Consider the following 23,059-nt stretch of genomic DNA (forward strand, 5'->3'; position numbering starts at 1 on the left):
GGGCCCGGTTTCCACCGACCAAAGCGACAACCGGGCCCCGTCCCTCCCTGCACGGAAGGGCAGCTCAGTGAACCACGAAGACGAAAACGCAGCTCCCGCCCATCTCGAAGACCAGCCGGAAGTTCCATTCGGTGCGGACATCGTCGACCTGAACAAGGCCCGCACCGCCCGCACCGAAACTGCCGCACCGCCTGCCGACGACGCCCAAGAGGACGCCCCGGACGCGGTGGTGATGGTCGACGGCCCGGACCCGGCCGGCCCTGGCTTCATGGCGCGTCTGGCCGTGGCGAAGCGGCGGCCGGTGGTCCCGTCCTGGCTGAAGTCGCGGGCCGAGCTGGAGACGGCCGCCCGCTGGGTGGCCGGCCACTACGGCCACCTGACCGCCTACCATCTGTGGCGGTCCCCGGTGTACGCCGCGCGGCTGGGTCTGCAGGCGCCGCGGGGCGCGGCCCGGTTCGTAGGCGGGGCGATGCGGTGGGTGGCTGACACCGAGGGCGAGCCCGTACGGCTGGCCTCGGTGCGCCGCGAGGACGCCGGCGAGTACCTCAAGCTCTCTCGCCAGCGCGACAACCGCGTCAAGCTCCGCACCCTGATCGCGATCCTCTCCTCCCTCGTCGGCCTCGGCGCGGCCCTGGCCCTGTATGTCCTGGCCCCGGGCTGGCTGCAGGCGGTTTCCCTCGGTGCCCTGGTGCTGGCCCTGGGCAGCTTCGGCACCCGGGCGGACGCCCCGGTCATCACGCGGGCCGTGGAGACGCCCAAGGTTCAGAAGCTCACCAGCGACATCGTCCTGCGAGCCCTGGGCGCTCTGGGGATCTCGGCGATCAACCAAGCGCAGGGCAAGGGACGGGACGGCTTCAGCTTCACCGCCCCCATTACCCGCGACGGCCCCGGCTGGCGCGCCGAGGGCGATCTTCCGTACGGCGTGACGGTCACGGACGTGATCGAGCGCCGCGACAAGCTCGCCTCAGGCCTGCGTCGGCCGCTGGGGTGCGTGTGGCCCGAGGCGGTACCGGAGGAGCACACCGGGCGCCTGGTGCTGTGGGTCGGCGATCAGGACATGGCCAAGTCCAAGCAAGCGGTATGGCCGCTGTTCAGGGGCGGGGCCGTGGACCTGTTCAAGCCGGTCGCCTTCGGCACCGACCAGCGGGGCCGCTGGGTGGAGCTGACCCTCATGTACATCGCCGCCGTGATCGGCGCCATCCCGCGTATGGGCAAGACCTTCCTGCTCCGCCTGCTTCTGCTCATTGCCGCCCTCGATGTCCGGGCGGAGCTGCACACCTACGACCTCAAGGGCACCGGCGACCTGGACCCGGTCGGAGACCGGGTCTCTCACCGCCACCGCGCGGGTGACGAGGACGAGGACATCGAGTACGCGATCGCCGATATGCGCGCGCTGCGCGACGAGCTGCGCCGACGGGCCCGGGCGATCCGTTCTCTGCCGCGGGACATCTGCCCGGAGTCGAAGGTCACCAGCGAACTCGCCTCTAAGAAGGGACTGAACCTGCACCCGATCGTGGTGGGCGTGGACGAGTGCCAGGTGTGGTTCGAGCACCCCAAGTACGGTGCGGAGTTCGAAGAGATCTGCACCGACCTGGTCAAGCGCGGGCCGGCCACCGGGATCGTGCTGCTGCTGGCCACCCAGCGCCCGGACGCCAAGTCCCTGCCGACCGGGATCAGCGCGAACGCCTCCGCCCGCTTCTGCCTGAAGGTCATGGGCCAGGTCGAGAACGACATGGTCCTCGGCACCTCCGCGTACAAGCGCGGGGTGCGGGCGACCATGTTCGCCTGGGCTGACAAGGGCGTTCACTACTTCGTTGGCGAAGGCTCCGACGCCCGGATCGTCCGCTCCGTCTACGCCGACGGCCTCGCCGCCGACCGGCTCGCGGTACGGGCCCGCAAGCTCCGCGAGGACGCCGGCACCCTCTCCGGCCACGCCCTCGGCGAAGTCCCCGAGACCGACCCGAGTGCCGCCTACGACCTGCTCGCCGACATCCTGGCCGTCGTCCCGGCCAAGGAACTCAAGGTCTGGTCCGAGACCGTCACCGCCCGGCTCGCCGAACTGCGCCCCGACGTCTACGACGGATGGGACCCCGATGCCCTCGCCGCGGCCCTCAAGCCGCACGGCATCTCCACGATCCAGGTGGGCCGCCGACTGGACGGCAAGGTCGTCAACCGGCGCGGCATCGACCGCTCCCACATCACTGCAGCGATCGCAGAGCGTCACGGAAAGCGGGACGCGAGCTGAACGTCCGGGGCCGCTAGCGCTAGCGGCACGCCCCGCTAACGTTAGCGGCCCCGCTAGCACCCCGAACCGAGCCTGATCAGGCCGCTAGCGGATAGCGGCCCACCTGCGGAAACCCCTGGAACCCGCCTGGAAGGGCCCCGATGACCCCTGTAGCGCTCGCTATCACGCTCCTCCTGGGCGTGACACTCTGTTACGTCGCTGTGTGTGCCGCCTCGCCATTCGGACGCTGCCGCAAGTGCGACGGCCTCGGCTTCCAGCTCGCCCACCGGCGCAACGGCAAGCCCAAGCGCGGCAAGCACTGCCGCCGCTGCGACGGCCACGGCATCCGCATCCGCTTCGGCCGCCACCTCTGGAACGGCTGGACCCGCACCTACCGCCAGGGCACCGACTCTCCCGCCTCCAAACGCCCCCAGAAGGGATAGCTCCCATGGGCGTCACCGTCTCACTCGTCTTCCTGTACGGGCTGATCCTGCTCTTCCTCCTACGCTCCAAGTCCCTCGGCTACGGCTCCGCCTTCGTCGCCACCATGTTCGGCTTCCACCTCGCCGCGACCGGCGCCGCCGGACCCGTCACCAGCCTGACGGCCGCCGTCGTCAACGCCTTCGCCAACATCTGAGAGGGCGCTCATGAACCAGCCCACCAGTCCGCCCGGCCCCGGGGCGATCACCCTCATGGCAGCCGGTCACCTCCGCGACGCCCTGAACGCCCATGGCCGCGGAGACCTGCCGACAGCCATCAGCGCGCTGATGAGCATCGACCCCGAGTCCTGGCAGGCCATCGAACACCGCCTGGCCCTTCTCGGCGGCACCGCCACCGACCTTCTCCACCACGTCAGGGAGATCCGACCATGAACCCCGACCTCTTCGCCGCCGGCGTGCTCCTCGGCCCCGGCCTGATCCTCGGTCCGGTCTGCCTGTTCGGACACCGCCAGGCCCGCCGCCACGACGAAGCCGCCGCGGCCGCCATCGCCGCCTTCCGCCCCACACCGCCCACGCCCGCCCCGCTCCCGCCGTCCCCGGGCGAACCGCACCCCCTGGCCGCCGTCGTCCACCTCGACGCCCACCGCCGCAGGACCCGGAGGGCCGCATGACGAACGTCCCTGCTCACCGTCGTCTGCACCACGCGATCCGGGACCTGCTGGCCCGCCACCGGCTGGCAGTCCACTACTGGGCCGGCTGGGTCTCCACGAGCCGGAGCGGTCGAACGGTCGGCCCCTGGCCAGTCCTGGCCCTGCACCGCTTACCCGACCCCGACTGCACCACCTGCGGCGGCCTGGGCGAAGTGACCTGCGCTGGCCCCGACGTGGACGAGCCGGGCTACGACGACTGCCACTGCGCGCCGTTCCAGCCCCTGGCCTTCATCTGGCTCCCCAAGCCCCCGCGCTTCCCCCGCCGCCGACGCCCGGCCGCGCACGACCCCTGGTGCACGGACCCGGCCTGCGCCCACGACCAGCCGCCGTTCTAACCCCCCAGAGGAGAGACGTGTTCGACATCCGCATCATCTGCGACAGCCACGACGTAGATGCCATCACCCGGCGCCTGTCCGGCGCATTCGACATCAGCGCCATGAGCCGCCCCTACCCCGCTCGCGGGGGTGACCGGGTCCGCCTCTACATCAGGGCCGACCACAGCCAGTGCCTCACGATCGACCGCACACCTGCCGCCGCAGCCGCCCAGGAGTCGCCGGACGCTGAGACCGCCTACAAGGGCGCCCCGCCGGTCCTCAGGGAGATCAACAACGTCCTGAGCCTGTCGTTGCAGCTGAGCCGGCCCGGCGGCCGCACCCCGATGGCGGAGCGCGAACAGCAGCTCCGCAAAGCGGCGCTGCTCGACCGCATCGCCCTGGACGAGGCCGCCACCTACGCCCCGGATGCCGCCGCCAACGTAGTCGAGGCCGCCGAAGCCGCGGCCCTTGCCTTCGCCCGCGCAGACCACGAGTCGGGGTGCGGCGAACAGCCGATGGGTCATGAGGGCGAGGAGTCCTACCGCGGCTACGTCCGCCAGGCCTACGCCCGCTGGCTCGCCGACCAGTAGATACGCCCGGGGTGGCCGCCTCTCGCCAAAGACCGCGACCACCCCGGCTCACTGTCCCTTCGCAGAAACAGGAGAACCCCCAGCATGACAGCCGAGCCAGTCCCAGAGGAATACGGCGCCGTCGTGCCGCTGCGCGGCGGCGCCGATACGAACCTGGTTCCGCCGCACGACCTGGAAGCTGAGCAGGCCATCGTCGGCGCGATGATGCTCGCTCCAGACGCCATCGCCGAAGTGGGCGCGGTCATGGACCCTGCTGACCACTACCGGCCGGCCCACGAGACGATTCATTGCGCCATCATCGAGCTGCACGCTCAAGGACGGCCCGTCGACCCGATCACCCTGGGACACCACCTCGATCAGGTGGGCGACCTGGTCCGCGTCGGCGGCCGCGCCTACCTGCACACCCTGGTGCAGACAGTCCCTACCACAGCCCATGCTTCGCATTACGCGGAGATCGTGCACCGTCTGGCACGGCGCCGCCGCAGCATCGAAGCTGGTACCCGCATCGTCCAGGCCGGCATGGCCCCGGGCGCCACCGACGAGGACCTGCGCGAGGCCCTGGCCCTCGGTGCCTCGACGTTGCCCGGGGTCTGGGCGGAGCCCATCCCGCTCAACCATCAGCCCAAGCTCCCGCCCTTCCCCGTCCACGCCCTCCCCTCCTGGCTGGGCGAGTTCACAGCGGCGGTCGCTGAGGAGACTCAAACCCCGGTCGACATGGCGGGCGCCCTGGCCCTGTCGGTCCTGGCAACGGCAGCCGGCGGCCGGGCCGTGGTGCAGGTACGGGGGCGGTGGCGCGAGCCCACCAACCTCTTCGTGGTCGTTGCGCTGGGCCCCGCAAACCGGAAATCGGCCGTGTTCGCCACGATGACCGGCCCGCTGTACGAGGCTGAACGAATGCTCCTGAACGCGGCAGCTGCGCCGATCGTCGAGGCGGAACTCACCGCGAAGATGGCCCAGGAAGCAGCCGACCAAGCCGCAGCGAAGGCAGCCAAGACCGAAGGCCCGGAGAAGGATCTGTTGGTCGCCGAGGCAATCGCCTTAGCCCAGGCCGCCGAGGCGCTCACCATCCCACCGCGCCCCCGACTGCTGGCCGACGACGCGACTCCCGAAGTTATCGCGACCCTGCTCGCGGACCAGGGCGGCCGCCTGGCGGTCATGTCGGCCGAAGGCGGCATCTTCGACATCATCGCCGGACGTTACTCCGGCACCCCCAACATGGAAGTCTTCCTCAAAGGCCACGCCGGCGACCGCCTGCGCGTGGACCGCCGAAGCCGCGAGGAATACGTCGAAGCCCCCGCCCTGACCATGGGCCTGGCCGTGCAGCCGACCGTACTCGAGGACATCGGCAAGAACCGCGGCTTCGACGGACGCGGACTGCTGGCCCGCTTCCTGTACTCGCTCCCTGAATCCCTCGTCGGCTACCGGAAGATCAACCCCGACCCTGTACCCGAAGCCGTCGCGGCGCGCTACGAGCGCAACGTCATTGCACTCACCCTGTCCCTGGCCGACTGGACCGACCCCGCTGTCCTCCCGCTCACCCCTGAGGCAGACGCGGCACTGAGCGCCTACGCCCAGCAGCTGGAACCACAGCTGCGCGCCAAAGGGGGACGACTGGGGCACATCGGCAAGTGGGCGGGCAAGCTCGTCGGCGCCACGGCCCGCATCGCCGGCATCCTCCACCTGGCCGGCCACCTCGAAGACGGCTACGGCAAACCCATCAGCGCCGCCACCATGAAGGCCGCGGTCGAGGTGTCCGAGTACTTCGCTCAGCACGCCCTGACGGTCTTCGACCTCATGGGCGCTGACGCCGCCCAGGCACGTGCCCGTACTCTCCTCGAAGTCCTCGCGGCCAACGGCTGGGAGAGCGTCAGCCGCCGCGACCTGTTCGCCAAGCTCTCCCGCTCCGAGTTCCCCACCATCGCCGATCTGGAGCCCGCCGTCGCTCTCCTCGAAGAGCACGGCTACCTCCGTAGCCAGACTCCACCCCGCACGGGCAAGCGCGGGCGACCTCCGGCACCCCGGTACCTCATCCACCCGCAGCTGCGAGAGACGCAGGGATGACCCCTGCGTCGCACAGGTGGCCTTACGCAGAAACCGCAGAATCCGCAGAAACCGCGGTTCACCCTGCCTGACCAGTGGCGACGCGAGTCCTGAGCGCGCCGCCGCAAAATCCCTCGAAACTTCCGCAGAAAACAAGACTGCCACCCCGGCGATCACTTGGCCCGCCGCGCACCCGCTGTTTCTGCGGAGATTCCTGAGGTTTTTGCGGCCGGCGTTCCCACACCTTGATCGCTGCAGGTCAGACCGGACCTCCACGTCTTTCTGCGGATTCTGCGGTTTCTGCGGCGCCCCTGCACATCCCTTGCTCTCTCGCCCAAGGAGGAGTCATGCCCAAGCCCCGAGATGAACTGCTGACCATCCCCCAAGTGCTGGACGAACTGCCCGGCGTGTCCAGGTCCACCTTCTACCGCTGGCGACAGCTGAGGAAGGGGCCTAAGTCGATCAAGCTCCCGAACGGCTCGGTCCGCATTCGGCGTTCCGAGTTCGACCGCTGGCTCGCCGCCAGGGAGGATGCTGCGTGATCGACCGGAACAGAAAGGGCCCGCAGCACCCCGCGAGCAGCACTGGGCCGGTGGATTCTGACGAGCCCACTTTCTCCGCGGACGTTCGTCTGTGGAAGGTGAGCAAGGTCAACAGCAAGAGGGCCCCCTATCAACTGCGTTGGACCGTGGCGGGGGAGGTCAAGACGGCCAGTTTCGCCACAGTCACGCTCGCCGACAGCCGCCGTTCGGAATTGTGGCAGGCCATGAAGCGCGGTGAAGGGTTCGACGTCGACAGCGGTCTGCCCGAATCCGAGGTGCGGGCCGCGGCCGAGAAGGCGAACGCCCGCCCTGATCCGAACTGGTGGGACTTCTCGCGTGAGTACGTGGAGGCCCGGTGGCGGACCGCGGCTGCGAAGACGCGGGAGGGGCTGGCGGACAGTCTTGCCACGGTGGCGCTGGCGATGATGGAAGAGGGTGCCGGAGCTCCGGAGCTGAAGCAGGTGCGTTTGGCAATGCGCTGGGCCGTTGTTCCTGCACATAGGGATGAGGAGCCCCCGCAGGAACTGCGCGCTGCCTGCGCGTGGCTTTCCAGACGATCTCTTCCGCTCTCCTCCCTGCTGGAATCGAGGGTGGTCAGGGATGTCCATCACCGGCTTTCGTTCAAGCTGGACGACACCCCGGTCGCGTCGGAGACGTACAAGCGCCGGCGCCGCGGGTTCAACACCGCCATGGAATACGCGATGCAGGAGGGATACCTGGACGCGAACCCCTTGGCGGGCGTGAGGCGTAATGGATCTTCAAACAGCGGCGTAGTTGATCCGCGCGTTCTGGTGAATGAGGTGCAGGGGCGGCAACTGCTCACAGCCGTTTCGTACGTCGGATCCGTTCACCGGAACCGCGGCCGACGGCTCGTGCCGTTCTTCGGCTGCATGCTCTACGCGGCCACGCGGCCGGCCGAGGCGGTCGGCCTGAAGGAGTCGCAGTGCTATCTCCCCGAAACCGGCTGGGGGAGGATCACCCTGAAGGAGACGCGGCCCGTCGCGGGGAAGAAGTGGACAGACTCCGGCGAGCGCCACGACAAGCGGGGGCTCAAGTCCCGGGACGTCGAGAGGGATCGTCCGGTGCCCGTACCTCCGGTCCTCGTGCGGCTTCTCCGAGAACACATCACGGAGTTCGGCACCGCCGCCGACGGCCGGCTCTTCGCGAACGAGCGAGGGGGACTCCTGGGGAGCTCCAGCTACTGGCGTGTCTGGCAGGAGGCCCGGGAGCTCGCTCTGCCGCCGGAGAAGGTGGGTTCGCCGCTCGCCCGGCGTCCGTACGACCTCCGGTCGACCTGCATTACCAACTGGCTGCGTTCCGGGCTGCCGGTTGCCGAGGTGGCCCGGCGGGCCGGCAACTCCCCGGAGGTGATCCACCGGAACTACGCCGGCTGCATAGACGACAGCGAGGAGGCCAACAACCGGAAGATCGAGGAGGCCATGGGGTGGGCCTCGGACTCCGAGGCAGGCAACGGGCCGTGACCGTCGCCTGAAATCTCACTCGCCACTCACTCGCGACCAGCGGCAGACAACGACAAAGCCCCGGACTCAGTGAGACTGAGTCCGGGGCTTCATACCTGGCACTTCTGCAGGTCAGCTGGCTGATTGGCCTGCCCTCTGCGAAGTGCCCCCGGCAGGATTCGAACCTGCGCACACGGCTCCGGAGGCCGTTGCTCTATCCCCTGAGCTACGGGGGCGTGTCGTCCGCGTCGCGCGGTGACGGGTAGAACATTACCAGCTTCGGATGGGTGATCCGCAACGTCGTTCGGCGGGGTCCGGGGGCGGGGGAGGGCGGGGTGGGTGGGGGGAGCTCGCCCGCACGGGGTGGAAGTGGGGAAAACCCGGACGCAGCGCGGGGGGCGCGCTTACTCTCGGGGTGTGCCTGGCTTGTCCGGCCGGGTCCTTGTCGTCGACGACAACAAGGTCATCCGGCAGCTGATCAGGGTCAACCTCGAGCTCGAAGGCTTCGAGGTCGTGACCGCGGCCGATGGTGCCGAGTGTCTGGAGATCGTGCACCGCGTGCGGCCCGACGTGGTGACGCTGGATGTCGTCATGCCCCGGCTGGACGGGCTGAACACCGCTGCCCGGCTGCGTTCCGACGCCCGGACGTGCGACATACCGATCGCGATCATCAGTGCGTGCACCCAGCTGGAGGTCGAGGGCGGCCGGTCCGCCGGGGTCGACGCGTTCCTGGCGAAGCCGTTCGAGCCGGCCGAGATGGTCCGGCTGGTCCGCAGGCTCATGCGGCGCCGCAAGGGGGAGCGGGGCGACGGGTTGCCGGGGGCCTCGGCCCCCGGGGACGGGGGCGGGGCACAGTCCGTGCAGCCCGTCTGCGGGGTGGAGTCCCTCAGCCGGGGGGAGTAGCGCCGTCTCGGTCGGCGAAACCCATTCGCCTCGGCCCCACCCCTCTCCCCTAGGCTTGACCCCGTGACCCCGGCCGAGCTCTCCCGTACCGTGCTGCGCACCGTGCAGTGCGCCGTCGAGGCCGACGAGCTGCCCGCCGCCGTGCCCACGCGGGTCACCGTGCGGGTCCCGCCCCGCCCCGGTTGCGGGGACTTCGCCACCAACGTCGCCCTCCGCGTGGCCCAGGACACCGGCCGGCCCGCCCGCGAGGTCGCCGAGGTGCTGCGGAAGCGGCTGGCCGCGGAGCCGGGGATCGCCCGTGTCGAGATCGCCGGGCGCGGGTTCCTCAACATCACCCTTGAGGGGATCTCGTACGTTCAGCTTGTACGGGAGCTGCTGAGCGCACCGCCGCGCGCCACCGAGCCGCTTCCGCTGCCCGACCCCGGTCCCGCCCTCCTCGCCCGCCTCGGTTCCGACGCCGCCCGCTGGAGCCTCCTGTGGCCCGCCGGCTTCGACCGCGCCGAGCTCCTCGTCCAGCGCGACAGCAATCCCCTCTTCCGGGTGCGCTACGCCCATGCCCGTACGCAGGGGCTGCTGCGCAACGCCCGTGACCTGGGGTTCCGCTCCGAGGCGGCCGAGCCGGCCGAGTACGGGCACACGGCCGCCGCGCCGCTTCTCGCCGCCCTCGCCGACCACCCCCGCGTCACGGCCGCCCGTGGCCCCGAGCGCCTCGCCCGGCACCTCGACCGCATCGCCGGCGCCTTTCTGACCTGGCAGGCCGACCGCTCCGTGCTGCCCCGCGGTGACGAGAAACCCTCGGCCGTCCACCGCGCCCGCCTGGCCCTCGCCGAGGCCACGGGCAACGTGCTGGCCGACGGCCTCCACCAGCTCGGCATCACCGCACCCGCACATCTGTAAAAGGGGATCGCCACCATGAGCCGCTCCGCCCACCCCGCCGGGCCCCGCTACGCCGACGTCCTGCCCGAGGGCCACTACACCGCCCCGCCCGCCGACCTCAACGCCCTCGACGCGAAGGTCTGGTCCCGCACCGTCGCGCGCGACGAGCACGGCGTGGTGACCGTCGGCGGCATCCCCGTCACCCGCCTCGCCGAGGAGTTCGGCACCCCCGCCTACTTCCTCGACGAGACCGACTTCCGGACGCGGTGCCGCGCCTGGCGCGATGCCTTCGGGACGGACGCGGACGTCTTCTACGCCGGCAAGGCGTTCCTGTCGCGGGCCGTCGTGCGGTGGCTGCACGAAGAGGGGCTCAACCTCGACGTCTGCTCCGCCGGCGAGCTCGCCACCGCCCTCGCCGCCGGCATGCCCGCCGAGCGCATCGCCCTGCACGGCAACAACAAGAGCACCGAGGAGATCACCCGCGCCGTCGAGGCCGGCGTCGGGCGGATCGTCCTCGACTCCTTCCAGGAGATCGTGCGCGTCGCGCACATCGCCGAGCGGCTCGGCAAGCGGCAGCGCGTCCAGATCCGGATCACGGTCGGCGTCGAGGCGCACACCCACGAGTTCATCGCCACCGCCCACGAGGACCAGAAGTTCGGCCTCGCGCTGGCCGGCGGCCAGGCCGCCGAGGCGGTGCGGCGCGCGCTCAAGCTCGACGGGCTCGAACTCGTCGGCATCCACTCCCACATCGGCTCGCAGATCTTCGACACGTCCGGCTTCGAGGTCGCGGCCCACCGGGTCGTCGGGCTGCTCGCCCGGATCCGCGACGAGCACGGCGTCGAGCTCCCCGAGATCGACCTCGGCGGCGGCCTCGGCATCGCCTACACCTCCGACGACGACCCGCGCGAGCCGCAGGAGATCGCCACGGCCCTGCGCGAGATCGTCACCCGCGAGTGCGAGGCCGCCGGGCTCGCCGTGCCGCGCATCTCCGTCGAGCCGGGGCGCGCCATCGTCGGCCCCACGGCCTTCACGCTCTACGAGGTGGGCACGGTCAAGGAGCTGCCGGGCCTGCGCACGTACGTCAGCGTCGACGGCGGCATGTCGGACAACATCCGCACCGCGCTCTACGACGCCGAGTACAGCGTCGCGCTGGTCTCCCGGACGTCGACGGCCGCCCCGATGCTCTCGCGCGTCGTCGGCAAGCACTGCGAATCCGGTGACATCGTCGTCCGTGACGCCTTCCTCCCCGCCGACCTGGCCCCGGGCGACCTGCTCGCGGTGCCGGCCACCGGCGCCTACTGCCGCTCCATGGCCAGCAACTACAACCACGCCCTGCGGCCGCCGGTCGTGGCGGTGGCCGACGGCGCGGCCCGTGTGATCGTCCGGCGCGAGACCGAAGAAGACCTTCTTCGTCTCGACGTCGGCTGACGGAAACATAGGTCTCGGATACTGGACAGCGGAGGGAAACCCCCGTCCGGTGAGTGAGACTGGTGCACAAACCAAGATGTATGAGAAACGAGGTCGGATGATGCGTACGCGTCCGCTGAAGGTGGCGCTGCTGGGCTGTGGAGTCGTCGGCTCTGAGGTGACGCGCATCATGACGACGCACGCGGACGACCTCACGGCGCGCATCGGCGCGCCGGTCGAGCTCGTCGGCATCGCCGTGCGCCGTCCCGACCGGGTGCGTGAGGGGGTGCCGGCCGAGCTGATCACCACCGATGCCACCGCCCTCGTCAAACGCGACGACATCGACGTGGTCGTCGAGGTCATCGGCGGCATCGAGCCCGCCCGCTCGCTGATCACCACCGCCTTCGAGCACGGCGCCAGCGTCGTCTCGGCGAACAAGGCCCTGCTCGCCCAGGACGGCGCGGCCCTGCACGCCGCCGCCGAGCGGCACGGCGTGGACCTCTACTACGAGGCCGCGGTGGCCGGCGCCATCCCGCTGGTCCGGCCGCTGCGCGAGTCGCTCGCCGGCGACAAGGTCAACCGGGTGCTCGGCATCGTCAACGGCACGACCAACTTCATCCTCGACAAGATGGACTCCAGTGGCGCGGGCTACTCCGAGGCGCTGGACGAGGCCACCGCCCTGGGCTACGCGGAGGCGGACCCGACCGCCGACGTCGAGGGCTTCGACGCCGCCGCGAAGGCCGCGATCCTCGCCGGGATCGCCTTCCACACCCGGGTCAAGCTCGACGACGTCTATCGCGAGGGCATGACGGAGGTCACCGCCGCGGACTTCGCTTCCGCAAAGCAGATGGGCTGCACCATCAAGCTGCTGGCCATCTGTGAGCGCGCCGCCGACGGCCGCTCGGTGACCGCCCGCGTCCACCCGGCGATGATCCCGCTGACCCATCCGCTCGCCTCCGTGCGCGAGGCGTACAACGCGGTCTTCATCGAGGCCGACGCGGCCGGGCAGCTGATGTTCTACGGCCCCGGCGCCGGCGGCTCGCCGACCGCCTCCGCGGTCCTCGGCGACCTCGTCGCCGTCTGCCGCAACAAGGTCGCCGAGGCCACCGGGCCCGGCGAGTCCGCCTACACGCGGCTGCCCGTGAGCACGATGGGCGAGGTGGTCACGCGCTACCACATCAGCCTCGACGTGGCCGACAAGCCCGGTGTGCTGGCCCAGGTGGCCACGGTCTTCGCCGAGCACGGTGTCTCCATCGACACGGTCCGCCAGCAGGGCAAGGACGGCGAGGCCGACCTCGTCGTGGTCACCCACCGGGCCGCCGACGCCGCCCTGTCGGCGACGGTCGAGGCGCTCCGCAAGCTGGACACGGTCCGCGGTGTCGCGAGCATCATGCGGGTTGAAGGGGAGTAACAAAAGCAATGTTCAAGCAAACCCACCAGTGGCGCGGCATCATCGAGGAGTACCGCGACCGGCTGCCGGTCACCGCCGACACCCCGGTGGTGACCCTCAGGGAGGGCGGCACGCCGCTCGTCCCCGCCCAGGTGCTCTCCGAGCGCACGGGCTGTGAGGTCCACCTCAAGGTCGAGGGCGCGAACCCCACCGGTTCCTTCAAGGACCGCGGCATGACCATGGCCATCACCCGGGCCAAGGAGGAGGGCGCGAAGGCCGTCATCTGCGCCTCCACCGGCAACACCTCCGCCTCGGCCGCGGCCTACGCCGTACGGGCCGGCATGGTCTGCGCCGTCCTCGTCCCGCAGGGCAAGATCGCCCTCGGCAAGATGGGCCAGGCCCTGGTCCACGGCGCCCGCATCCTGCAGGTCGACGGCAACTTCGACGACTGCCTGACGCTGGCCCGCGGCCTGTCCGAGCAGTACCCGGTGGCGCTGGTCAACTCGGTCAACCCGGTGCGCATCGAAGGCCAGAAGACCGCCGCGTTCGAGATCGTCGACGCGCTCGGCGACGCTCCCGACATCCACGTCCTCCCCGTCGGCAACGCCGGCAACATCACCGCCTACTGGCGTGGTTACCGGGAGTACGCCGCCGACGGGATCGCCTCCCGCACCCCCCGGATGTGGGGCTTCCAGGCCTCCGGTTCGGCGCCGATCGTGCGCGGCGAGCCCGTGAAGGACCCGCACACCATCGCCACCGCGATCCGCATCGGCAACCCCGCCTCGTGGCAGTTCGCCGAGCAGGCGCGGGACGAATCGGGCGGTCTCATCGACGAGGTGACCGACCGCCAGATCCTCGCCGCGTACCGGCTGTTGGCCTCGCAGGAGGGCGTCTTCGTCGAGCCGGCCTCCGCCGCGAGCGTGGCCGGTCTCCTCAAGGCCGCCGAGCTCGGCCTGGTCGACCCCGGCCAGCGCATCGTCTGCACGGTCACCGGCAACGGCCTCAAGGACCCCGACTGGGCGGTCGCGGGCGCGCCCCAGCCGGTCACCGTTCCGGTGGACGCCGGGGTCGCCGCGCAGCGGCTGGGTCTCGTCTGACCGATCCGTTCCGGGGCTCCGCCCCGGACCCCGGTCCTCAAGCTCTCCCGGCCACCGCTGGGAGGAGCCCCCGGACGGGCCGAGTCACCGACCGGCCCGTCCGGCCCGAGGGCGAAGAACCGCAAGCCCGCCGCAGGCGACACGCATCGTGCGCCTCCCGTGCGCCCTATGTCGCCGCAGAACCTTCCTTCGATAGGCTGTACTCACTCCGCCCCGTCGCAGACCGCTGCCGTGACACCCACGGCATCGCCGTCGCGGCCCTTGCGGACGTTGCACGCCCCACCAAGGCCAGACCAAGGAGAGTCATCGAGCGATGGCCGGTCCCGCGTTCCGCGCCGCCGCTGTCCGCGTGCGCACCCCTGCCACCAGCGCAAACCTCGGCCCCGGCTTCGACGCCCTGGGCCTCGCGCTGGGGCTCTACGACGACGTCGTGGTACGGGTGGCCGAATCCGGGCTGCACATCGACATCGCCGGAGAGGGTGCCGACACCCTCCCGCGCGACGAGAGTCACCTCCTCGTCCGCGCCCTGCGCACCGCCTTCGACCTGCTCGGCGGCCAGCCGCGCGGCCTGGAGGTCGTCTGCGCCAACCGCATCCCGCACGGGCGCGGCCTCGGCTCGTCCTCGGCGGCGATCTGCGCGGGGATAGTCGCGGCCCGCGCCGTGACCATAGGCGGGGCCGAAAAGCTCGACGACGCGGCGCTGCTCGAGCTGGCCACCGAGATCGAGGGACACCCCGACAACGTCGCCGCATGCCTGATGGGCGGATTCACCCTGGCGTGGATGGACGCCGGAGTGGCGCGGGCCATTCGGATGGACCCTGCGGATTCCATCGTTCCGGTGGTCTTCGTGCCGTCCCGGCCGGTGCTCACCGAGACCGCCCGCGGGCTCCTGCCGCGCAGCGTCCCCCATGTGGACGCGGCGGCCAACGCGGGCCGTGCCGCCCTGCTGGTCGAGGCGCTCACCAGACGCCCCGGGCTGCTGCTGGCGGCCACCGAGGACCGCCTCCACCAGGAGTACCGCGCCCCGGCGATGCCGGAGAGCGTGGCCCTGGTCAACCGACTGCGCGCGGACGGCGTCCCCGCGGTCATCTCCGGCGCGGGACCCACGGTCCTCGCGCTGGTCGAGAACGATGCGGCCGACAAGGTCGCACGACTGGCGGGCGAGGGGTGGGCGGCCAACCGGCTGACCCTCGACGCCGGGGGGACGAGCGTGCTTCCGCTCGCCTGACAGCGGAAATCCGGGCGAAACCCGGCTCCGCGAAAAATAGCGGTTGCCGGTCTTGGAGAGGGGGAATGTTTGTGGGATCCGGTAGTGTTAACCTCAAGTCTGCACTCGAAGCCACATCGGCTCGGTGCTCTGTGTCCCGATCAGGGGCCGCTTTTCTTCCGGGAGCCTCCCAAACTGCCTGAGCAGCCTGCCTGAGCAGCTTCGAGCACGCTCCGGAATCGGCGTGGGTGACATGAGTGAAGCCGATACTCCATGTCTTCACCTCATTCTTCACGCCGGACCAATGAACTGATTCTTCCGCCGTACCAGCCGTACCGGCGGACCACCGCCCCGGCCCGGTCCGCAAACCGCCAGACCGTAGCCGGACAGCACAACCGGTCGCCGAGCCAGACAGGCCGACGCCCGCTCCAGGGAAGGACCCCTTCGTGAGCGACACCACCGATCTGATGGGCGTGAACGCCGGAGCCGCCGGCAATGCCTCCGCGCCCGCCACGGACGCTCCCGCCGCGCCTGCCACCGGTGCTGCCACCGCCCCCAAGCGGCGCCGCTCGGGCACCGGCCTCGACGCCATGGTCCTGGCCGAGCTCCAGCAGCTCGCCTCGAGCCTCGGCATCAAGGGCACCGCGCGGATGCGCAAAGGCCAGCTGATCGAGGTCATCAAGGAGAGGCAGGCCGGAGGCTCCGCCGCGCCCGCCAAGGCCGAGACCGCGGCCGCGGCGGACGCCGAGACCAAGCCCAAGCGCCGCGCCACTTCCAAGGCCCGTACGGGTGAGGCGGCCGAGAAGGCCGAGGCCAAGCCCGCCGAGAAGGCTGCCACCCAGCAGCAGATCGAGATCCCGGGCCAGCCGTCCAGCGACGAGCAGCCGGCCGGCGAGCGCCGCCGCCGCCGGGCCACCGCGCCCGCCGGCAGCCCCGACGCCGCCGAGGCCAAGGCCGAGGTCCGTGTCGAGGAGCGCACCGAGGCCAAGGCCGAGGCCGCGCTGGACACCGCCGAGGGCAAGGCCAAGGGCGACCGCCAGGACCGCGGCGAGCGCGGCCAGAAGGGCGACCGCCGTGAGCGCGGCGACCGTGGCGAGCGCGGCGACCGTGGCGAGCGGGGCCAGCGCGACCGCCGTGAGCGCGGTCAGCGCGGCGACGACGCCCAGAAGGGCGACCGTCAGCAGCGCGACGGCCGTGGTGCGCCGCAGGGCGCCCAGGCGGGCCCGCAGGACGAGGACGACTTCGAGGGCGGCCGCCGTGGCCGCCGCGGCCGCTACCGCGACCGCCGTGGCCGCCGTGGCCGCGACGACTTCGGCAACGAGCCGCAGGTCTCCGAGGACGACGTCCTGATCCCCGTCGCGGGCATTCTGGACATCCTCGACAACTACGCGTTCATCCGCACCTCCGGCTACCTGCCCGGCCCGAACGACGTCTACGTCTCCCTCGCCCAGGTCCGCAAGAACGGCCTGCGCAAGGGTGACCACGTCACCGGTGCCGTCCGGCAGCCGAAGGACGGCGAGCGCCGCGAGAAGTTCAACGCCCTCGTCCGCCTCGACTCGGTGAACGGCATGGCGCCCGAAACCGGCCGCGGCCGCCCCGAGTTCAACAAGCTCACCCCGCTCTACCCGCAGGACCGCCTGCGGTTGGAGACGGACCCGGGCGTTCTGACGACCCGGATCATCGATCTGGTCGCCCCCATCGGCAAGGGCCAGCGCGGTCTGATCGTGGCCCCGCCGAAGACCGGTAAGACCATGATCATGCAGGCGATCGCCAACGCGATCACCACCAACAACCCCGAGTGCCACCTGATGGTCGTCCTGGTCGACGAGCGTCCGGAAGAGGTCACCGACATGCAGCGGTCGGTCAAGGGCGAGGTCATCTCCTCGACCTTCGACCGCCCGGCCGAGGACCACACCACCGTCGCCGAGCTGGCCATCGAGCGCGCCAAGCGCCTCGTGGAGCTGGGTCACGACGTGGTCGTCCTGCTGGACTCGATCACCCGTCTGGGCCGCGCCTACAACCTGGCCGCCCCGGCCTCGGGCCGCATCCTGTCCGGTGGTGTCGACTCGACCGCGCTCTACCCGCCGAAGAAGTTCTTCGGTGCCGCGCGCAACATCGAGGACGGCGGCTCGCTGACCATCCTGGCCACCGCGCTGGTCGAGACCGGCTCGCGCATGGACGAGGTGATCTTCGAGGAGTTCAAGGGCACCGGCAACATGGAGCTCAAGCTCGACCGGAAGCTCGCCGACAAGCGCATCTTCCCCGCCGTCGACGTGGACCCCTCGGGTACGCGCAAGGAGGAGATCCTCCTGGGCGGCGAGGAGCTGGCGATCGTCTGGAAGCTGCGCCGGGTGCTGCACGCCCTCGACTCGCAGCAGGCGATCGAGCTGCTCCTCGACAAGATGAAGCAGACCAAGTCGAACGCCGAGTTCCTGATGCAGATCGCGAAGACCACGCCCTCCTCGGGCAACGGCAACGACTGATCCGTACCAGTAGCTCCGAGAAGGCCCCCGTCACCCCGGTGACGGGGGCCTTCTCCGTTTCCCCCACGCCGTGATCTTACCGTGACATCAGGAGACATGTACCACAGCCGCCCGCCCTCCGCATGGCCGGAATCAATGCCCCGCAATTGACCGAAATCGCAGGTGGCGAGGGGTGGTGGAGATCGCCGGCCGCGCCTGCGGCCGGAGCTTTTCTTAGTCGGTCCTCAGAAACCGCTGTGCAACCCTGTCGCAGACTTCCCCGTCAATCAGCGCAGGGAGACAAGCCGGGACACCACCGGGCGACAGCGAAGGACTGAGGAAACGCATGGCCGAGGAGAGCAGGGGCACGTCCGCGGGTTCGCGCCGCCGCCGTGCCGGCGGGCCGCGCGGCCGGCGCCGCAAGCCCGCCCCCCGCCGCAAGGGCTGGCGAATAGCCGCCTGGACGGCCACCGGTGTGGTCCTCGCGGGCGGTGCCGGGGCGGGAATCCTCTACTACAAGTTCAACGGCAACCTCAGCAGCGTCGACATCAACGCCGCCCTGGGCAAGAACCGGCCGGAGAACATCGACAACGGCTCGCAGGACATCCTCGTCCTCGGCTCCGACTCCCGGGCCGGCGCCAACAGCGCCTACGGCCGCGACGAGGGCAGCTCCCGCTCCGACACCGCGATGATCGTCCACGTCTACGCGGGTCACAAGAAGGCGAGCGTCGTGAGCATCCCGCGGGACACCATCGTCCCGCGCCCCGCCTGCCGCACCTCCGGGGGCAAGAGCAGCCCCGCCGTGAAGGCCGCCCAGTTCAACGAGGCGTACACGGTGGGCGGCGCGGCCTGCGCGGTCGCGACCGTCGAGGCGATGACCAACATCCGGATGGACCACTACATGGAGGTCGACTTCGCCGGCTTCCAGAAGCTGATCGACAAGCTCGGCGGCGTCGAGGTCACCACGACCAAGCCCATCAAGGACAAGTGGAGCCACCTCAACCTGGAGCCCGGCACCCACACGCTCAACGGCGAGCAGTCCCTCGGCCTCGTGCGCACCCGGCACGGCGTCGGCGACGGCAGTGACCTCGGCCGCATCAAGCTCCAGCAGGCCTTCATCAAGGCCCTGCTCGACCAGGTCAAGCAGATCGGCCTGTTCACCAGCCCCACCAAGCTCTACGGGATCGCCGACACCGCCACCAAGGCGCTCACCACCGACCGCGAGCTGGCCTCCGTCGACAAGCTGTACTCCTTCGCCAACGGCCTCAAGGGCATCGGCTCGGGCGACATGCACATGGTGACCCTGCCCGTGGGCGACGACCCCGCCGACCACAACCGGGTCGTCCCGATCACCGAGGCGAGCACCAGGATCTGGGACGCGCTCCGCGCCGACCAGCCGATCCCGGAGGAAGCGCTCAAGGACGGGGCAGGCACCAAGACCGGCGCCGACGACGTGGTCAAATGATCCCGGCCGCCCCGTACGACCGGCTCTGACCAGGCCCGGAAACCCCCGGGAATAACCGGCCGCGACCTCCCGTTTTGGGGGATGCGGCCAGTACTGGCAAACTGGTCCGTCGGCCCCGGTTCACGTAAGGCAATCCCGCCTCTACGACCCGGAGCCCTCCCGAACCTAGGAGAACCCCTTGAAGCGCGACATCCACCCGGAGTACGTCGAGACCCAGGTCAGCTGCACCTGTGGCGCCTCGTTCACCACGCGTAGCACCGTCGCCGACGGCACCATCCGTGCCGACGTGTGCTCCGAGTGCCACCCGTTCTACACGGGCAAGCAGAAGATCCTCGACACCGGTGGCCGCGTGGCCCGCTTCGAGGCCCGCTTCGGCAAGGCCGCCGCTGCCAAGAAGTAGCGACCCGCAGGCGCCGGTCCTCGGTCGCCCTCACGTATGCGAGGGCGACCGGACCGGCGCTTTGTCGTCCAGCAGGCCCGTCACTTCCAGCAGCTAGGGAAACCCCATGTTCGAGGCAGTCGAGGAACTGATCGGCGAGCACGCCGACCTCGAGAAGCGGCTCGCCGACCCCGCCGTGCACGCGGACCAGGCCAACGCCCGCAAGCTCAACAAGCGCTACGCCGAGCTGACGCCGATCGTCGGGACCTACCGCTCCTGGAAGCAGGCGGGGGACGACATCGAGACCGCTCGCGAGCTCGCCGCCGACGACCCGGACTTCGCCGCCGAGGTCAAGGACCTGGAGAAGCAGCGCGAGGAGCTCACCGAGAAGCTCCGCCTGCTCCTCGTCCCGCGCGACCCGAGCGACGACAAGGACGTCATCCTGGAGATCAAGGCCGGTGCGGGCGGCGACGAGTCCGCCCTGTTCGCCGGCGACCTGCTCCGGATGTACCTGCGCTACGCCGAGCGCGTGGGCTGGAAGACCGAGATCATCGACACCACGGAGTCCGAGCTCGGCGGCTACAAGGACGTCCAGGTCGCGGTGAAGACCAAGGGCGGCAACGGCGCGACCGAGCCCGGCCAGGGCGTGTGGGCCCGGCTGAAGTACGAGGGCGGCGTCCACCGCGTCCAGCGCGTGCCGGCCACCGAGTCCCAGGGCCGCATCCACACCTCCGCCGCCGGCGTGCTCGTCACGCCCGAGGCCGAGGAGGTCGACGTCGAGATCAACATGAACGACCTGCGCATCGACGTCTACCGCTCCTCCGGCCCCGGCGGCCAGTCCGTCAACACCACCGACTCCGCGGTCCGCATCACCCACCTGCCGACCGGCGTCGTCGCCTCCTGCCAGAACGAGAAGAGCCAGCTCCAGAACAAGGAGCAGGCCCTGCGCATCCTGCGCTCGCGGCTGCTGGCCGCGGCCCAGGAGAAGGCCGAGGCCGAGGCCGCCGACGCGCGCCGCAGCCAGGTCCGCACCGTCGACCGCTCCGAGAAGATCCGCACGTACAACTTCCCGGAAAACCGCATCTCGGACCACCGGGTCGGCTTCAAGGCGTACAACTTGGACCAGGTGCTCGACGGCGAGCTGGACCCGGTGATCCAGGCGTGCGTCGACGCCGACTCCGCCGCCAAGCTCGCCGCCGCGGGCTGACCGAAGACCGAGAAGCCCGTTCGCGACCGCCGGACGGCCCCGCCCGGGGCCGGCCACGGCCGGGGACGACGACACGAAGACGCGAGAGGACCACTGTGAATCTGCTGCTCGCCGAAGTGGCGCAAGCCACTCAGCGGCTGGCCGACGCCGGCGTACCTTCTCCGCGCTTCGACGCGGAGGAGCTCGCGGCCTTCGTGCACGGCGTCAAGCGGGGTGAACTGCACCTCGTCGCGGACGCCGACTTCGACGCCCGCTACTGGGAGGCGATCGCGCGCCGCGAGGCCCGCGAACCGCTCCAGCACATCACCGGCCGCGCCTTCTTCCGCTACCTGGAGCTCCAGGTCGGCCCCGGCGTCTTCGTCCCCCGCCCCGAGACCGAGTCGGTCGTCGGCTGGGCCATAGACGCCGTCCGGGCCATGGACGTCGTCGAGCCCCTGATCGTCGACCTGTGCACCGGCTCCGGGGCCATCGCCCTCGCCCTCGCGCAGGAGGTGCCGCGCTCCCGCGTGCACGCCGTCGAGCTCGACGAGACGGCGCACGGCTGGGCCGCCAAGAACGTCGAGGGCTCCCGCGTCACCCTGCACCACGGCGACGCCCTCACCGCGCTGCCCGAGCTCGACGGCCAGGTCGACCTCGTCATCAGCAACCCCCCGTACATCCCGCTCACCGAGTGGGAGTACGTCGCCCCCGAGGCCCGCGACCACGACCCGCAGCTCGCCCTGTTCTCCGGCGAGGACGGCCTCGACACCATCCGCGGCATCGAGCGCACCGCCCACCGGCTGCTCCGCCCGGGCGGCGTCGTCGTCATCGAGCACGCCGACACCCAGGGCGGCCAGGTCCCGTGGATCTTCACCGAGGAGAAGGGCTGGGCCGACGCGGCCGACCACCCCGACCTCAACAAGCGCCCCCGGTTCGCGACGGCCCGCAGGGCGACGGCGTGACCGGCGCGGCGGCACCCACGTACAGCAAGCGCTTCGCGAAGGAGATGTGATGGCACGGCGATACGACTGCAGCGACGCGACCGACCGCAAGACCGGCCTGCGCGAGGCCGTCGCCGCGGTGCGCCGCGGTGAGCTGGTCGTGCTGCCCACCGACACCGTGTACGGCATCGGTGCGGACGCCTTCAGCAGCGAGGCCGTCGGCGATCTCCTGCAGGCCAAGGGCCGCGGCCGCGGCATGCCCTCGCCCGTCCTCGTCGGCTCCCCGAACACCCTGCACGGGCTCGTCACCGACTTCTCCGAGCAGGCCTGGGAGCTCGTCGACGCCTTCTGGCCCGGCGCGCTCACCCTCGTCGCCACCCACCAGCCCTCCCTGACCTGGGACCTGGGCGAGACCCGCGGCACCGTCGCCGTCCGGATGCCGCTGCACCCGGTCGCCATCGAGCTGCTCACCGAGTTCGGCCCGATGGCCGTCTCCAGCGCCAACCTCACCGGCCACCCGGCGCCGCAGGACTGCGACGCCGCCCAGGAGATGCTCGGCGACTCCGTCTCCGTCTACCTCGACGGCGGCCCCACCCCCGCCGACGTGCCGTCCTCCATCGTGGACGTCACCGGCAAGGTGCCCGTCCTGCTGCGCGCCGGTGCGATCAGCGCCGAGCAGCTCCGCGAGGTGGTACCCGACCTCGAGGTGGCGAATTGATCGCCCCGCAGGGGCGTGGCATAGCGGGACCGGACCCGTCGGCCGAGGCCGGCACCTTCCGCATCCTCCACGTCAGCACCGGCAACGTCTGCCGCTCGCCCATCACCGAGCGGCTGAGCCGCCATGCGCTCACCGACCGCCTCGGCGACCCCTTCGCGGGCGGCCTGGTGGTGGAGAGCGCGGGGACCTGGGGCCACGAGGGCGCCCCGATGGAGGCGCACGCCGCCACCGTCCTCGCGGACCTCGGCGCCGACCCCGCCGGGTTCACCGGCCGGGAGCTGCTGGACGAGCACGTCATCCGCGCCGACCTGGTCCTGACCGCCACCCGCGACCACCGCGCCCAGGTCATCTCCATGGGGCACTCGGCGGGGCTGCGCACCTTCACGCTGAAGGAGTTCACCCGGCTGGTGCGGGCCATAGACCCGGCGACGCTCCCGGACCCCGAGCGGGCCGGCGGCGTGGTCGAGCGCGCCCGCGCCCTGGTGCAGGCCGCGGCCGCGCTGCGCGGCTGGCTGCTCGCGCCGAACGCGGAGGCCGACGAGGTCCACGACCCGTACGGAGCGCCCATCACCTTCTTCCGCTCCATCGGCGCGGAGATCGACCAGGCCCTGGACCCCGTGGTGACCGCCCTCACCGGCGTCCCGGCCCGCCGCTGACCGGAGGAGACCGCGCCCGCAGGGGGCGCGGGGCAGTGCCGGCCCGCGGCTC

23 protein-coding genes, 1 tRNA gene and 1 pseudogene are annotated in these 23,059 nt (G+C 70.9%); 24 read left to right on the forward strand and 1 reads right to left on the reverse strand.

Annotated elements, in window-relative coordinates; all coding sequences use genetic code 11:
* Positions 1–67: 67 nt before the first annotated feature.
* The 11 genes and pseudogenes from ACOTKD_RS24530 to ACOTKD_RS24580 all read left to right on the forward strand — a co-directional run bounded on the left by ACOTKD_RS24530 (position 68) and on the right by ACOTKD_RS24580 (position 8,341).
* The gene (locus ACOTKD_RS24530; RefSeq protein ID WP_424891178.1) at positions 68–2,245 is read left to right on the forward strand and encodes a cell division protein FtsK; all 2,178 of its coding nucleotides are present in this window, start codon (positions 68–70) and stop codon (positions 2,243–2,245) included.
* 140 nt (positions 2,246–2,385) lie between these two features.
* Entirely contained in the window at positions 2,386–2,667 is a 282-nt protein-coding gene (locus ACOTKD_RS24535; protein WP_424891179.1) for a hypothetical protein, read from the forward strand.
* A gap of 5 nt (positions 2,668–2,672) precedes the next feature.
* Positions 2,673–2,861: a hypothetical protein gene (locus ACOTKD_RS24540; protein ID WP_424891180.1), complete on the forward strand. Its 189-nt coding sequence runs from the start codon at positions 2,673–2,675 to the stop codon at positions 2,859–2,861.
* A gap of 10 nt (positions 2,862–2,871) precedes the next feature.
* Entirely contained in the window at positions 2,872–3,096 is a 225-nt protein-coding gene (locus ACOTKD_RS24545; protein ID WP_424891181.1) for a hypothetical protein, read from the forward strand.
* Positions 3,093–3,335: a hypothetical protein gene (locus tag ACOTKD_RS24550; RefSeq protein ID WP_424891182.1), complete on the forward strand. Its 243-nt coding sequence runs from the start codon at positions 3,093–3,095 to the stop codon at positions 3,333–3,335. The genes ACOTKD_RS24545 and ACOTKD_RS24550 overlap by 4 nt, the downstream gene beginning before the upstream one ends.
* Positions 3,332–3,709, forward strand: a complete 378-nt coding sequence (locus tag ACOTKD_RS24555) for a hypothetical protein (protein ID WP_424891183.1) — start codon at positions 3,332–3,334, stop codon at positions 3,707–3,709. Before ACOTKD_RS24550 ends, ACOTKD_RS24555 begins: the two co-directional genes overlap by 4 nt.
* 17 nt (positions 3,710–3,726) lie before the next feature.
* Positions 3,727–4,278, forward strand: a complete 552-nt coding sequence (locus ACOTKD_RS24560; protein ID WP_424891184.1) for a hypothetical protein — start codon at positions 3,727–3,729, stop codon at positions 4,276–4,278.
* Between the two features lie 84 nt (positions 4,279–4,362).
* Positions 4,363–4,728: pseudogene (locus tag ACOTKD_RS24565) on the forward strand (DnaB-like helicase N-terminal domain-containing protein); the annotation flags it as partial.
* 69 nt (positions 4,729–4,797) lie between these two features.
* The gene (locus tag ACOTKD_RS24570; RefSeq protein ID WP_424891343.1) at positions 4,798–6,339 is read left to right on the forward strand and encodes a YfjI family protein; all 1,542 of its coding nucleotides are present in this window, start codon (positions 4,798–4,800) and stop codon (positions 6,337–6,339) included.
* 326 nt (positions 6,340–6,665) lie between these two features.
* Complete coding sequence (locus ACOTKD_RS24575) at positions 6,666–6,860, forward strand: helix-turn-helix transcriptional regulator (protein WP_424891185.1); 195 nt, start codon at positions 6,666–6,668, stop codon at positions 6,858–6,860.
* 50 nt (positions 6,861–6,910) lie between these two features.
* Positions 6,911–8,341 (forward strand): tyrosine-type recombinase/integrase, encoded by a 1,431-nt coding sequence (locus tag ACOTKD_RS24580; protein ID WP_424891344.1) that lies wholly within the window; start codon positions 6,911–6,913, stop codon positions 8,339–8,341.
* Positions 8,342–8,484: 143 nt separating this feature from the next.
* On the opposite strand, the gene ACOTKD_RS24585 is transcribed toward ACOTKD_RS24580, so the two are convergent.
* Positions 8,485–8,556, reverse strand: a tRNA-Arg gene (locus ACOTKD_RS24585).
* A gap of 133 nt (positions 8,557–8,689) precedes the next feature.
* On the opposite strand from ACOTKD_RS24585, the gene ACOTKD_RS24590 reads away from it, so the two are divergent.
* The 13 genes from ACOTKD_RS24590 to ACOTKD_RS24650 all read left to right on the forward strand — a co-directional run bounded on the left by ACOTKD_RS24590 (position 8,690) and on the right by ACOTKD_RS24650 (position 23,007).
* Complete coding sequence (locus tag ACOTKD_RS24590) at positions 8,690–9,223, forward strand: response regulator (RefSeq protein WP_424891187.1); 534 nt, start codon at positions 8,690–8,692, stop codon at positions 9,221–9,223.
* Positions 9,224–9,286: 63 nt separating this feature from the next.
* Positions 9,287–10,120: an ArgS-related anticodon-binding protein NrtL gene (gene nrtL / locus ACOTKD_RS24595; RefSeq protein WP_424891188.1), complete on the forward strand. Its 834-nt coding sequence runs from the start codon at positions 9,287–9,289 to the stop codon at positions 10,118–10,120.
* Between the two features lie 15 nt (positions 10,121–10,135).
* The gene (gene lysA / locus ACOTKD_RS24600) at positions 10,136–11,527 is read left to right on the forward strand and encodes a diaminopimelate decarboxylase (protein ID WP_424891189.1); all 1,392 of its coding nucleotides are present in this window, start codon (positions 10,136–10,138) and stop codon (positions 11,525–11,527) included.
* A 97-nt stretch (positions 11,528–11,624) separates the two neighbouring features.
* The gene (locus ACOTKD_RS24605) at positions 11,625–12,917 is read left to right on the forward strand and encodes a homoserine dehydrogenase (protein ID WP_424891190.1); all 1,293 of its coding nucleotides are present in this window, start codon (positions 11,625–11,627) and stop codon (positions 12,915–12,917) included.
* An 8-nt stretch (positions 12,918–12,925) separates the two neighbouring features.
* A complete protein-coding gene (gene thrC, locus ACOTKD_RS24610; RefSeq protein WP_424891191.1) occupies positions 12,926–13,993 on the forward strand; it encodes a threonine synthase in 1,068 nt (355 codons plus the stop codon).
* A gap of 313 nt (positions 13,994–14,306) precedes the next feature.
* Entirely contained in the window at positions 14,307–15,221 is a 915-nt protein-coding gene (gene thrB, locus ACOTKD_RS24615; protein ID WP_424891192.1) for a homoserine kinase, read from the forward strand.
* A gap of 425 nt (positions 15,222–15,646) precedes the next feature.
* Positions 15,647–17,683, forward strand: a complete 2,037-nt coding sequence (gene rho / locus ACOTKD_RS24620; protein ID WP_424891193.1) for a transcription termination factor Rho — start codon at positions 15,647–15,649, stop codon at positions 17,681–17,683.
* Between the two features lie 325 nt (positions 17,684–18,008).
* Positions 18,009–19,127, forward strand: a complete 1,119-nt coding sequence (locus tag ACOTKD_RS24625; protein WP_424891194.1) for an LCP family protein — start codon at positions 18,009–18,011, stop codon at positions 19,125–19,127.
* 178 nt (positions 19,128–19,305) lie between these two features.
* Positions 19,306–19,527: a 50S ribosomal protein L31 gene (gene rpmE, locus ACOTKD_RS24630; protein WP_106679164.1), complete on the forward strand. Its 222-nt coding sequence runs from the start codon at positions 19,306–19,308 to the stop codon at positions 19,525–19,527.
* Positions 19,528–19,633: 106 nt separating this feature from the next.
* Positions 19,634–20,713, forward strand: coding sequence for a peptide chain release factor 1 (gene prfA, locus ACOTKD_RS24635; protein ID WP_424891195.1), 1,080 nt, complete (start codon positions 19,634–19,636; stop codon positions 20,711–20,713).
* A 95-nt stretch (positions 20,714–20,808) separates the two neighbouring features.
* Positions 20,809–21,654 (forward strand): peptide chain release factor N(5)-glutamine methyltransferase, encoded by an 846-nt coding sequence (gene prmC, locus ACOTKD_RS24640; RefSeq protein ID WP_424891196.1) that lies wholly within the window; start codon positions 20,809–20,811, stop codon positions 21,652–21,654.
* A gap of 49 nt (positions 21,655–21,703) precedes the next feature.
* Positions 21,704–22,351, forward strand: a complete 648-nt coding sequence (locus ACOTKD_RS24645; protein WP_120753735.1) for an L-threonylcarbamoyladenylate synthase — start codon at positions 21,704–21,706, stop codon at positions 22,349–22,351.
* Positions 22,348–23,007, forward strand: coding sequence for a protein-tyrosine-phosphatase (locus ACOTKD_RS24650; protein WP_424891197.1), 660 nt, complete (start codon positions 22,348–22,350; stop codon positions 23,005–23,007). The genes ACOTKD_RS24645 and ACOTKD_RS24650 overlap by 4 nt, the downstream gene beginning before the upstream one ends.
* The last annotated feature ends 52 nt before the right edge of the window (positions 23,008–23,059 follow it).

It is taken from the genome of Streptomyces sp. XH2 (assembly GCF_049725035.1).
Lineage (GTDB): Bacteria > Actinomycetota > Actinomycetes > Streptomycetales > Streptomycetaceae > Streptomyces > Streptomyces roseoverticillatus.

Excerpts from the sequence above, each read along its gene's own strand:
- ACOTKD_RS24535 (WP_424891179.1), top strand. The coding sequence starts at position 2,386 with ATGACCCCTGTAGCGCTCGCTATCACGCTCCTCCTGGGCGTGACACTC.
- ACOTKD_RS24540 (WP_424891180.1), top strand. The coding sequence starts at position 2,673 with ATGGGCGTCACCGTCTCACTCGTCTTCCTGTACGGGCTGATCCTGCTC.
- ACOTKD_RS24545 (WP_424891181.1), top strand. The coding sequence starts at position 2,872 with ATGAACCAGCCCACCAGTCCGCCCGGCCCCGGGGCGATCACCCTCATG.
- ACOTKD_RS24550 (WP_424891182.1), top strand. The coding sequence starts at position 3,093 with ATGAACCCCGACCTCTTCGCCGCCGGCGTGCTCCTCGGCCCCGGCCTG.
- ACOTKD_RS24555 (WP_424891183.1), top strand. The coding sequence starts at position 3,332 with ATGACGAACGTCCCTGCTCACCGTCGTCTGCACCACGCGATCCGGGAC.
- ACOTKD_RS24570 (WP_424891343.1), top strand. The coding sequence starts at position 4,798 with ATGGCCCCGGGCGCCACCGACGAGGACCTGCGCGAGGCCCTGGCCCTC.
- ACOTKD_RS24575 (WP_424891185.1), top strand. The coding sequence starts at position 6,666 with ATGCCCAAGCCCCGAGATGAACTGCTGACCATCCCCCAAGTGCTGGAC.
- lysA (WP_424891189.1), top strand. The coding sequence starts at position 10,136 with ATGAGCCGCTCCGCCCACCCCGCCGGGCCCCGCTACGCCGACGTCCTG.
- ACOTKD_RS24605 (WP_424891190.1), top strand. The coding sequence starts at position 11,625 with ATGATGCGTACGCGTCCGCTGAAGGTGGCGCTGCTGGGCTGTGGAGTC.
- thrC (WP_424891191.1), top strand. The coding sequence starts at position 12,926 with ATGTTCAAGCAAACCCACCAGTGGCGCGGCATCATCGAGGAGTACCGC.
- thrB (WP_424891192.1), top strand. The coding sequence starts at position 14,307 with ATGGCCGGTCCCGCGTTCCGCGCCGCCGCTGTCCGCGTGCGCACCCCT.
- ACOTKD_RS24625 (WP_424891194.1), top strand. The coding sequence starts at position 18,009 with ATGGCCGAGGAGAGCAGGGGCACGTCCGCGGGTTCGCGCCGCCGCCGT.
- prfA (WP_424891195.1), top strand. The coding sequence starts at position 19,634 with ATGTTCGAGGCAGTCGAGGAACTGATCGGCGAGCACGCCGACCTCGAG.
- ACOTKD_RS24645 (WP_120753735.1), top strand. The coding sequence starts at position 21,704 with ATGGCACGGCGATACGACTGCAGCGACGCGACCGACCGCAAGACCGGC.